The following is an 11268-nucleotide window of genomic DNA, read 5'->3' as shown; positions in this document are numbered from 1 at the left end:
GTATGAAAATAATGCTGATTTTATTATTAAGAAGGCTAACGAATTAAAAGAAGACTGGCTAGCAAATTACGAATCAATATTCCAGGAATACTTGAATCTTAATTTCTCATTTTCAACTAATGAAAAAAAAATTATACACATTTTAGATAAGAAAAATCAGAATAAAACTAATTTCAGTAATAAAGAAAATGACTTAATCGAAGAAGATAAGGAGCTAATAAGTTTGTTATATTTTAAGAAAAACATATCTGTTTTAAAAACCAAACTTGAAAAGATGATTGAGCCAGAGAATACAATTAATGATAATGACTATGAAAATGAAATCGGAACTGGAAATATAGTAACGGATTTTGAGGTACAACCAAAAGCTATTACTAGACCGAATGGAAAAGGTCCATTTATACCGAGTGGAACTACTAATAATAACAAAAAAATAGGAAATCGTTCGGAGAAATTGGTTTATAATACATTAGTTGAAAAGTATGGTAAAGATTATGTCTCTTGGAAAGCCAAAGAAGATGAAGCACTTCATTATGATATGCGATATTCTTCTGACAATGGGAATAAATGGAAGTTTGTAGAAGTAAAAACATTTAACAACAATAGTTTCATATTATCGAGAGATGAGAAAAAATTTGGAGAGGAAAATAAAGATAAATACGAGATTTGGTTGGTAGATAACCAAAACAATATTTACAATTATGCAATATTTAAAGGAGAAGTGAATTTTGAATTGAGTCCTAAAGATTATATTATATCAATAGAATTAAAAGCCAACGCTTAAAGCCATACACATTTGCAATTCGCTAAAGCCAACGCTACATCAAAAATTACAAAAGAGTATGTCTTGCCAAAGCTCACATTTGAACTGAATAAGAAACATCAGAAAACCAAGCAGAACTTGAAAAGCACTACTTACAACAACGTGTATAGCTCATTGCTAATCAGTTGTTTAAACCAAAGTTAAGGCGTGTTTGGAAAGTTGCCAAATTTTTAAATTTGACGATTTCCAACAAAAAAGATAAATAGTAAAATTTAAAAATATGGCTTGTGGCTCAACCGAAAATAATCGCTAATTTGCACGCAACGAGCCATACACAAGACCGTTGTAATGCATTTAAGATGAGCATATTTACAAAATAAAAACCTGAACTTTTCAGAGAAAAACATTGAGTCGCTAACCAAAAGTGTGACAGAATTGAAGAACGTTCTAACCAAAATTGGAATAAGCCTTGGACAACAAGAATTGACAAATGTTTTAGCATCTGCAATGAAAAAAAAATCTAAACTCTTCAGAAAATTGGAATTAAAAATCATAGAATTAAACAAGTAATATAATGAGAATAGGAATTAATCTGATTTTAATATTGAGTCTCTTAGTAATGAGCTGTTCTGAAAAAAAGAATAAAACAACTAAACAAAATCAAACAAAAATGGAATTGATGTTGTTATCGAACTACGGAGCAGAAGAAAAGATAATATCTGACAGTACAACAATTAAGCAAATTGAAAATACTATGAATAAGCTTGATTGGAATAACTTTCATCAAGTTATACTTTCAACTGATAATAGCAATTGGATTGAGGTTGGTGGAAATTTGAACGAAGATGGACTTTCTTCAATGTATGAGGAAAACGGAAAACAATTCATAATAAACAAACCTCCATTATCTGTTGAACATATGACTAAAATTCTTATTTCCTATTTTAATGGAGACGGAAAGTATAAGAAAGAAAATATGTTTGAATAAAAAACGACACCACAACAAAGTATAAAATTACTAGTTCTAAACTATATACGAAAGTTCTCACAGGCTTTCTATCTGTGATTTATTTGCTAACTTTAGAGCTTAAAACACACAACTAATCTTACACAAGATTGTAAAACCCTAATGCTTATAACCTCTCAAACAAAAAAAAGCATACAACACTAATATATAGCTAATTAAACAAACAATTAACGTACACGAGTTTTATAAAATTCGTCTACGCTTGCTTGTAATTTACTTCATTTTAAAATTACTTAGAGCTAACAAAATTCTTAATTATAGAATTACAAATAGTGAAGTGTAAGTATAATATATACTAACATTTGGTTATAGTCATCGACTTTATCGGTTTTATAGTAATACACCAAATATGTAATTATATAATAAGTACTTATAGTATAAACCTGTACTTCTATAATTCTAAGAACAGAAATTTTAAAATAACTTAAAAAACAAGTATTATGAAAACACAAAAGCGCAAACTAGAATTTAACAAAAGTGATGTATTAGAATTAAACAACTCTCAAATGTTAGATGTTAACGGAGGTACATCTCCTACCACTATAGCTTGTTCAATAATAATATCTATTATTATAACAACAATTCCAGGAGATCAAGGCCCGACAGGAGATGACATCTTCGAAAATGACTTTGAATAGTATTCGTTAAGAGCACTCCCCTTAAAAATCAATTAAAAAACAGTGAAGAAAAAAGCCCAAAACAAATTTGTTTTGGGCTTTTAAAATTACAATAGAAAAATTTAATTTCTCTATACTATTTTTAAGTATTCAATTATCCTTTTAACCAAGCATTACGTAATGCTTTTTGAGCCTCTGTAGCATCAGGACTTTCTGCTAAACTTGTACCTGTAGTGTAAGACTGTGTTAAAGTTGTTTTTACAACAACCTCTTCTCCATTTCTATCTAACTTAACATCGATATCTGTTCCTGGTTGCCACATAAATGCTTTAGATAATACTTGATTAGCATTAGCTAATGTTAATTCTTCTCCATCTATAGTTTTAATAACATCTCCTGGTTTAACCCCATTCTCTGCCCAAAAACTATTGTTTTTTACAGCTTCAGAAAATGCAATTGTTCCTTCTTTTTGATTAGGTGTAAAAATAAATGCGCCATCATTTTGGATGTAATTTGTTTTTACTTTTGCTTCTGTTATAGTTAATCCTACTTTTTCAAAAAACTTTTTATAGTCTATAGGTGTCCCTCCAACTACATGTGTATTTAAAAACTCACCAACAGATGGGTAAGTCATAGCTGTTATTTCTGCTATAATATTATCGTCTACAAATGGCTTATTTTTTCCGTATTTAAGAGACAACTCTTTCATTAAAGATAAAATACCTCTATTACCATTACTAGCTTCACGCATTAATATATCTATACACATACCAATTAATGCTCCTTTTTGGTATACATTAATATATTGTCCTGCATAAGGCTCATCTAAAACATTTTCACTCATTTCTGTGAAACTCATAGAATCATTCATTCCCGCAGCAGATTTAATTTTACCCATTATTTTAGAGTAAAACTCATCTTCTGTAACTAACCCTTGATCTACTTGAAATAATGTTGCAAAATACTCTGTTACACCTTCATACATCCATAAATGCTTAGAAAATGTTGGGTTATTATAATCAAAATAATGTACATCTTCAGAATGCACACTTAATGGTGTTACAATATGAAAAAACTCATGAGATACAACATCAATCATACTTTCTGCTAAAGCTGCATCTGGCATTGCTTCTGGCAACACTACTACTGTAGAGGTGTGGTGTTCTAAGGCTCCAAATCCTTTTGGTGCCCCTTCGTTTTGTCCTGCTAAATATAAGTATATATCGTAACGTGCTGTACTATTTATGTCTCCTAAGTATGTTTTTTGAGCTTTCATCATTTTTTCCATTACAGCTTTAATTTTTTCTGCTGAATGTACTTTATTAGGCGAATACACACTTAATACAATTTTTATATCTCCAACTTGAAATTCTTCAACATCTAAAGCACCGTAAAACATTGGATTATCTGTAATGTCAAAATATCTAGGTGCAAAATAACTAGATGTTAAAGATTTTCCATCTGGACTAGATTTTACTCCTGTTTCTTGTAATGCAGATGTTCTTACCATTGTTGCTGGTGCATTAACATCTAACTTATATTGGTTATTCTTTAAAGAATCGAAGTAACCAATAAATCCATGAAGGTTTAATACATAGTTTGTAGACTCTATATTAGTTCCTGCTGGAGAAAAAGGTGCATCGCCACCAATACCGCCATTAATTTCTGTATCGAAAGTATCATTTACTAAATACTCTATTTTATCTAGATTAGCAGCATTGCTAATTGTCCAAGAGTTAGTGTCTATTTTTTCTACAGGTAACTCTTCCCCTTTATAACCTATAGCTTTAAATCCGTCTATATATTTCCCAAAATCACTAACAGAGTATGTTCCTTGTACTACTCTTGGTAGTCTGTAAGTAACAGTTTCTGAAGTAATACGTCCAGGATTTATAGTTACAGGCGCTTTATCGTCTAAAACGTTTGTTAAATCTATTGTCGTTTCAATTGGATTACTAATTGCTAAATCATTAACTGCTTTTGTCGCAGATTTAGTAGAGTTACATCCTACTAAAAGTATTCCTGCAAGTACTGAAGCAAATGCTTGTTTTTTCATTATTTATTGTTTTTTGATAGTATTAAGTCTTGTTATGACGCTCAAAAATACAATCTGTTACACTTATATGTATCAAAGTTTTGTTAATTAATGTTAAGCCCTATAGTTTACAGGGCATACAAAAGCATAAAAAATTTAAAAGTGTTCATTATCTTCGTAAAATGCAACAGTCGTTAATTAGTATTCTTATTCCTTTTAAAAACACAGAAGCCTACCTAAAAGCTTGTATAGATTCTATAATATTACAGTCCTATACTAATTGGGAATTACTTATTGTAGACGATCACTCTACAGATGCTAGTAATAGCATAGTAAAAAGCTATGCAGAAAAAGATTATAGAATAACACTGTTAAATAATGAAGGCACGGGCATTATAAATGCCTTAAAACTAGCTTTTAAACATGCTAAAGGAGATTACATTACTAGAATGGATAGCGATGATATCATGGCTTCTAATAAACTAGAGGTTTTACTGTGTAAATTAAAAACTAATGGTAAGCAGCATGTCTCAACAGGATTAGTTCGCTATTTTTCTGAAAAAGGCATTAGCGAAGGTTATAAAAAGTATGAAGCATGGCTAAATCGCTTAACAAGACATGGAACTAATTACAGTGAAATTTATAAAGAATGTGTTATTCCATCTCCATGTTGGATGTTGCATAGAGACGACTTATTAGCTATTGATGCCTTTAACCCAACAAGGTATCCTGAAGATTATGATTTAACTTTTCGGTTTTATCAACAAAATTATAAAATTGTCCCCTGTGATGTAATACTACATTACTGGAGAGACTATGGCACAAGGGCTTCTAGAACAGATGCTAATTATGCCGAAAATAGTTTTATAGCTATTAAGCTACATTATTTTTTAAAACTAGATTACAACAATTCTAGACCGTTAGTAGTATGGGGAGCTGGCCGTAAAGGGAAAACTATAGCAAAAAAACTAATTGCTAAAACCATTCCGTTTATTTGGATTTGTGATAACCCTAAAAAAATAGGAAAGCATATTTACGAGCAAGAACTAAAACCATTTAACTATTTAGAACAGTTAAAACAACCACAGAGTATTATTAGTGTAGCTAATCCCGATGAGCAAAAAAAGATAAAGTCCTATTTAAAAACACAAAACTGCTCCCCTATGCTAGATTATTTTTTCTTTTGCTAACCTATAATTGGCTAGATTATTTTTTAATGTAAAATTTTATGATTTTGTTAATCTTTTTCTGTTAAAGGATTACTAATTATTCTTTATATTTGAGCAATCAAAATTAACAATGCAGTTTAAACACCCAGAACTTCTTTACGCTTTATTTTTACTGCTTATCCCTATTATTGTTCACTTATTTCAGTTGCGTAAATTTCAAAAAGAAGCTTTTACTAATGTTGCTTTTTTAAAGGAAATAACACTACAAACTCGTAAAAGTTCTCAAATTAAAAAATGGCTTACATTATTAACTAGATTAGGATTAATTACTGCTATAATATTAGCCTTTGCTCAACCTTTTACCTCAAAACATAAAAGCTTTAATACAAAAACCGAAACCGTTATTTATTTGGATAACTCTTTTAGTATGCAAGCCAAAGGAGCAAAAGGCCCATTATTAAAACGTGCTGTACAAGATATTATAGGTAGTGTTCCAGATAATGAGCAATTCTCGTTAGTAACTAACGATAATGTTTACAGAAATACAACTATTAAAGCAATTACTAACGATTTGCTTCAAATGGACTATGCAACAAGTCAGCTAAATTATGAAGCTGCCTTTTTAAAGAGCAAAGCTTATTTTAGTAAAGATGCAAGTACAATAAAAAACTTAGTATTTATTAGCGACTTTCAAATAAAAGCGTCTTTATTAAATGTTTCCACAGATTCCACAATACAAACCCATTTAGTACAGTTAAAGCCAGTAAGTGCAAATAATGTAGCCATAGATAGCTTGTATATTTCTAAACGTACACCAAATAACTTAGAACTTTCTGTAAAGCTTAGAAATAATGGTGATGCTATAGATAATCTACCTGTTTCCTTATATAACAATGATAATTTATTAGCTAAAACTGCTGTAAGTATAAATGAAACAGCAACAACAACATTTACAATACCAACAAATACTATAATAAACGGAGTTTTAAAAGTTGAAGACATTAACCTTTTATTTGATAATGACTTCTATTTTAACATTAATAAAACACCAAAAATTAATGTTTTATCTATTAACGAAGCAGAAGATTCTTTCTTAAAACGGATCTATACAGATGATGAGTTTAATTACGAATCTGTTAAATATAGCGCCTTAAATTACAATAGCATAACAGATCAAAATTTAATTATTCTAAATGAATTAAACCGTATTCCTAATGCTCTAAATACTGCGCTTAAAGCTTTTACTGACAATGGAGGTTTTATTATTATAATTCCATCTCAAAATATTGATTTAAAAGAATATAACAACACTTTATTAAACTATAACTTTACACCATTTAAATCCCTAAATACTTCAAGCAAACGATTAACAAATATTAATTATTCGCACCCTATATATGCTAGTGTTTTTGAAAAAAAGGTTACAAACTTTCAGTACCCAAAAGTAAATACGTTTTACCCTCAAGATTTATCTAAAGCTTCTGCCCTTTTACAATTTGAGGATAACAAACCTTTTTTATCTCAAAATGGTAATGCCTATCTTTTTTCAGCATCTTTAAATAGTGATAATTCAAATTTTAAGGCTATTAATTTAATCGTACCTACTTTTTATAATATAGGAAAGAGTAGTTTAAAAAATACCAATTTATACTATACTATTGGAGAAACTAATACTTATGATGTTGCAACAGTATTAAAACAAGACGAAATATTGACTTTAAGTAATGCTAACGACAATATAATACCACAACAACATTATTTTAACAATAAAGTTGCAATTACAACTAGCGAAACACCAGATAAAGCGGCTATTTATAATATAAAGAGCAAAACAAACACAATACAAAACGTAAGTTATAACTATAATAGAACAGAAAGTCACTTGTTATATCATGACCTTTCAAAGCTGCAAAATGCTACTATTTCTAGTTCTATTCCAGAATTATTTAACACCATAAAAAGTGAGTCTAAAATTAATGCGCTATGGAAATGGTTTATTATTTTTGCACTACTATTTTTAATTATAGAAATGCTCATCTTAAAATATTTTAAATGACCGTACTTATAAAATCTGCCACAATAATTGATTCTAAAAGTGAATTTAATAACACCACTCAAGATATATTAATTGAAAATGGTAGTATTATAAAAATTAACAAAACCATACCTAATACCAATAATTACAAAGAAATAGCTTTAGATAATCTTCATATTTCTCAAGGCTGGTTTGATAGCAGTGTCTGTTTTGGCGAACCTGGTTTTGAAGATAGAGAAACCATAGCAAATGGTCTTAAAACGGCAGCTAAATCTGGGTTTACTACCGTTGCAATGCAAGCAAACACCAATCCGGTAGTAGCTAGTAATTCTGATGTAATTTTTATAAAATCGAAAGCGCAAAATAATGCTGTAGAATTATTACCTATTGGAGCACTTACAGAAAACAGTAATAGCGAACACCTTGCAGAATTATATGATATGAAAAGTGCTGGGGCTGTTGCTTTTTACGATTACAAAAAGCCTATAAGTAATCCAAACTTATTAAAAATAGCATTACAATACACCAATGGTTTTGGTGGATTAGTCTATTCGTATCCGCAAGAAAATAAAATTTCTAGTTCTGGAGTTATGAACGAAAATGTTACTAGCACTACTTTAGGTTTAAAAGGAAACCCCAACTTAGCTGAGGCATTACAAGTAGCTCGTGATTTATATATTTTAGAATACACAGGAGGCGCTTTACACATTCCAACTATTTCTACTGCAGAATCTGTAGATTTAATAAGACAAGCAAAAAAGAAAAATTTAAACATTACCTGTAGTGTCGCTATTCATAACTTAGTACTTACAGACGATGTATTAAGTGATTTTAATACACATTATAAGGTTTTACCACCATTACGTACAAAAAATGATGTAGACGCTTTAATTGAAGGCGTAAAAGATGGCACAATAGATATGGTTACTAGTGACCATAACCCAATAACAATAGAAGGTAAAAAAGTAGAATTCGATTATGCCGAATATGGCACTATTGGTTTAGAAAGTGCTTTTGGGGCTTTGCAAACTATTTTTTCAACAGAAAAAGTTATTGATTTACTAACATCTGGGAAAACACATTTTGGTAGCCATGAAACACCTATAGCAGAAGGTGCAACTGCCAATATAACTTTATTTAACCCAGATAAAGAATACCTATTCACTTTAGAAAACATATATTCTAAATCTAAAAACAGTCTATTTTTAGACCAAACATTAAAAGGAACTGTTTATGGCATTATTGCCAACAATAAAATTGTATTATAGTTATTATGGATTTTAAAACAATAGAAGAAGGCAAAACAATGGCTGCTGTAGCCTATTTAACCATTATTGGTGCAGTTATGGCTTTAATAATGAATAACGATAAAAAAAATCCGTTTACAGCTTTTCATGTACGCCAAGGTTTAGGGCTATGTTTAACCTTTATGCTGTGTGGTTATTTTATTGGTTATTTTAATAATTTAATGATCACTTTTGCTTTTTGGTTAGGTTTTGGTATCCTATTTATTTTTGGATTAATTGGAGCTACATCTGGAAAAATGCAAGAAGTTCCTCTTTTAGGTAAATTTTATCAAAAAATATTTTCAAACCTCGGTAATTAATGTCAGCAAATTCACTTTATCATATAGTACGCGAATCTTCATTAGAAGCAAATGCACCATTATTAATATTATGTCATGGTTATGGAAGCGATGAAAACGATTTGTTTTCTTTTGCTACAGAATTACCTAAAGAGTTATTTATTATCTCAGTAAGAGCGCCCTACCCTATGCAACCCTATGGTAATGCATGGTATGCCATTAATTTTGATGCAGATAAGGGAAAATGGAGTGATACAGAACAAGCAATACAATCTAGAGACTTAATTGCTAAATTTATAGATGAGGCTATAGCAGAATACCCTGTAGATGCTAATAATGTTTCCATTTTAGGATTTAGTCAAGGGACTATTTTAAGTTACGCTGTAGCTTTAACCTATCCAGAAAAACTAAAAAATATTATTGCACTAAGTGGTTATATTAACGAAGATTTGTTTGAGACCAAGCCACAAAGCAACTACAAACATTTAAATTTTTATTGTTCTCACGGTAGCGTAGACCAAGTAATTCCTGTAGATTGGGCTAGACAAGCACCAAAATTTCTTTCAAAACTAGATATTAAACATGTTTACAATGAGTTTCCTGTGGGACATGGTGTTGCTCCACAGAACTTTTATGAGTTTAAAAATTGGCTTATAAACACTATTTAGTCTGTTTTTTCTTTACGTAAAACTAAATCTCATTAAGTTAGATTCTTTTATTTTGTTTTAATCTGTTTTTTGTTAAAAGTATAAAGATAAGTAGGGTTTATAGACATCTAAATGTATTATCTATAGAATACATAATCCCTAACTTTTATGATTAATATGCCTTTAATACATTCCCTATATTCAAAAAAGCTTAACAAACACAAATACCGCTAAAAAACAGACAGTTAAATCTGTTTTTAGTACTGTTATTTTATAAAAACGAGATACTATATCTTGTTTTCCTTTCTTTTTCACGGTTTCTTTGATTAGCATTTAGCTAAAATGTAAACTGTTTTTAAAAGCATTAACTAACTTAAAATAATAACGTATTAGTAGTGTATTAATACGTTAACAGAACCTCTTAATTACCAATACATAATATGAGATTAAAACTTCGAGTATTAATTCTATTACTTTTACCATGCTCTTTTTTTATTAGCGCTCAACAAACAACTAGTAAAAGAGAAAGTCTAATTTTTTTTGATAATTTAACAGGTATAGAAAACACAAAGCTATACAATGGTAATCGTTACTATAACACATATAAAATATCAGAAACAAATCATAACTTTTTCTATGCTCCAGAATATGTTAAAGGAGATGTAGTATACGATAATGAGTTTTTTTATAATATAGATTTAAAATACGATGCCTTAAAAGATGTTTTAGTAAGTAAGTTAGATGATAAAAAAAGCTTTGTTAACCTCGAATTAATTAAGCAAAAAGTAAAAAGTTTTACAATTAATAATCATAAGTTTATTAATGTAGATTTAATTATAAATAGCAAGGAACTTAATGGGTTTGCAGAATTAATAACGTCTAGTAAAAATTATACCTTTTTTGTAAAACGTAAAAAAGAAGTACGAGAACGTATTAAAGGAAATAAAGTTGTTCATTTATTTTATGAAACAAACACCTATTTTCTGTATTCAAAAGGAGAAGTTCATAAAATTAAATCTTACAAATCTTTACGTAAACAATTTCCAGATTACGAGACAGCCATAAACACTTATTACAAATCTAATAAGTTATTAGTAAAAAGTAATGAGTATCAATTTATGACAGGACTCTTTAAAAGGTTAGACGAGACAATTACCAACACTTCACAAAAAACGAATTAATGCTATGAGACAAAGAATAATCCTATATTTAGTATTCTTATTAAGCATACATTTATCTTTTGCTCAAAGTGAAAACCTTGATATTAGTTTTAATAACACAACATTAAAAGATGCTATAATACAGTTAGAACAAAAATCTAATCGCCCATTCTATTTTATAGAAAACTGGTTTGAAGGTATAACAATAACTAAATCATATAAAAATAAAT

11 protein-coding genes are annotated in these 11268 nt (G+C 29.3%); 10 read left to right on the top strand and 1 reads right to left on the bottom strand.

Going from position 1 to position 11268, the window contains the following annotated elements:
- From ACVC2P_RS14460 to ACVC2P_RS14450, 3 genes are all read left to right on the top strand, one after another.
- On the top strand, nucleotides 1–784 hold a 784-nt coding region (locus ACVC2P_RS14460), incomplete at its 5' end, for a protein NO VEIN domain-containing protein (protein ID WP_452599166.1).
- Between the two features lie 553 nt (nucleotides 785–1337).
- Entirely contained in the window at nucleotides 1338–1751 is a 414-nt protein-coding gene (locus tag ACVC2P_RS14455; RefSeq protein ID WP_452599165.1) for a hypothetical protein, read from the top strand.
- A gap of 479 nt (nucleotides 1752–2230) precedes the next feature.
- Nucleotides 2231–2428: a class I lanthipeptide gene (locus ACVC2P_RS14450; RefSeq protein ID WP_452599164.1), complete on the top strand. Its 198-nt coding sequence runs from the start codon at nucleotides 2231–2233 to the stop codon at nucleotides 2426–2428.
- A gap of 133 nt (nucleotides 2429–2561) precedes the next feature.
- On the opposite strand, the gene ACVC2P_RS14445 is transcribed toward ACVC2P_RS14450, so the two are convergent.
- Nucleotides 2562–4463 (bottom strand): M61 family metallopeptidase, encoded by a 1902-nt coding sequence (locus tag ACVC2P_RS14445; RefSeq protein ID WP_452599163.1) that lies wholly within the window; start codon nucleotides 4461–4463, stop codon nucleotides 2562–2564.
- Nucleotides 4464–4624: 161 nt separating this feature from the next.
- Here ACVC2P_RS14445 and ACVC2P_RS14440 point away from each other — a divergent pair, with 161 nt between their 5' ends.
- From ACVC2P_RS14440 to ACVC2P_RS14410, 7 genes are all read left to right on the top strand, one after another.
- Nucleotides 4625–5632 (top strand): glycosyltransferase family 2 protein, encoded by a 1008-nt coding sequence (locus ACVC2P_RS14440; RefSeq protein WP_452599162.1) that lies wholly within the window; start codon nucleotides 4625–4627, stop codon nucleotides 5630–5632.
- A 109-nt stretch (nucleotides 5633–5741) separates the two neighbouring features.
- Complete coding sequence (locus tag ACVC2P_RS14435) at nucleotides 5742–7667, top strand: vWA domain-containing protein (protein WP_452599161.1); 1926 nt, start codon at nucleotides 5742–5744, stop codon at nucleotides 7665–7667.
- Nucleotides 7664–8914 (top strand): dihydroorotase, encoded by a 1251-nt coding sequence (locus ACVC2P_RS14430; RefSeq protein WP_452599160.1) that lies wholly within the window; start codon nucleotides 7664–7666, stop codon nucleotides 8912–8914. Before ACVC2P_RS14435 ends, ACVC2P_RS14430 begins: the two co-directional genes overlap by 4 nt.
- Before the next feature lie 5 nt (nucleotides 8915–8919).
- Complete coding sequence (locus ACVC2P_RS14425) at nucleotides 8920–9252, top strand: hypothetical protein (RefSeq protein ID WP_452599159.1); 333 nt, start codon at nucleotides 8920–8922, stop codon at nucleotides 9250–9252.
- The gene (locus tag ACVC2P_RS14420) at nucleotides 9252–9899 is read left to right on the top strand and encodes an alpha/beta hydrolase (protein ID WP_452599158.1); all 648 of its coding nucleotides are present in this window, start codon (nucleotides 9252–9254) and stop codon (nucleotides 9897–9899) included. The genes ACVC2P_RS14425 and ACVC2P_RS14420 overlap by 1 nt, the downstream gene beginning before the upstream one ends.
- A gap of 419 nt (nucleotides 9900–10318) precedes the next feature.
- Nucleotides 10319–11059, top strand: a complete 741-nt coding sequence (locus ACVC2P_RS14415; protein ID WP_452599157.1) for a hypothetical protein — start codon at nucleotides 10319–10321, stop codon at nucleotides 11057–11059.
- A gap of 4 nt (nucleotides 11060–11063) precedes the next feature.
- The coding region (locus ACVC2P_RS14410; RefSeq protein ID WP_452599156.1) for a hypothetical protein at nucleotides 11064–11268 on the top strand (205 nt) is incomplete at its 3' end.

The organism is Pontimicrobium sp. MEBiC01747 (assembly GCF_053601635.1).
This window is presented reverse-complemented; position numbering and strand designations above follow the sequence as displayed.

Coding starts and splice junctions, on each gene's coding strand:
- ACVC2P_RS14455 (WP_452599165.1), top strand. CDS start 1,338: ATGAGAATAGGAATTAATCTGATTTTAATATTGAGTCTCTTAGTAATG.
- ACVC2P_RS14450 (WP_452599164.1), top strand. CDS start 2,231: ATGAAAACACAAAAGCGCAAACTAGAATTTAACAAAAGTGATGTATTA.
- ACVC2P_RS14445 (WP_452599163.1), bottom strand. CDS start 4,463: ATGAAAAAACAAGCATTTGCTTCAGTACTTGCAGGAATACTTTTAGTA.
- ACVC2P_RS14440 (WP_452599162.1), top strand. CDS start 4,625: ATGCAACAGTCGTTAATTAGTATTCTTATTCCTTTTAAAAACACAGAA.
- ACVC2P_RS14435 (WP_452599161.1), top strand. CDS start 5,742: ATGCAGTTTAAACACCCAGAACTTCTTTACGCTTTATTTTTACTGCTT.
- ACVC2P_RS14430 (WP_452599160.1), top strand. CDS start 7,664: ATGACCGTACTTATAAAATCTGCCACAATAATTGATTCTAAAAGTGAA.
- ACVC2P_RS14425 (WP_452599159.1), top strand. CDS start 8,920: ATGGATTTTAAAACAATAGAAGAAGGCAAAACAATGGCTGCTGTAGCC.
- ACVC2P_RS14420 (WP_452599158.1), top strand. CDS start 9,252: ATGTCAGCAAATTCACTTTATCATATAGTACGCGAATCTTCATTAGAA.
- ACVC2P_RS14415 (WP_452599157.1), top strand. CDS start 10,319: ATGAGATTAAAACTTCGAGTATTAATTCTATTACTTTTACCATGCTCT.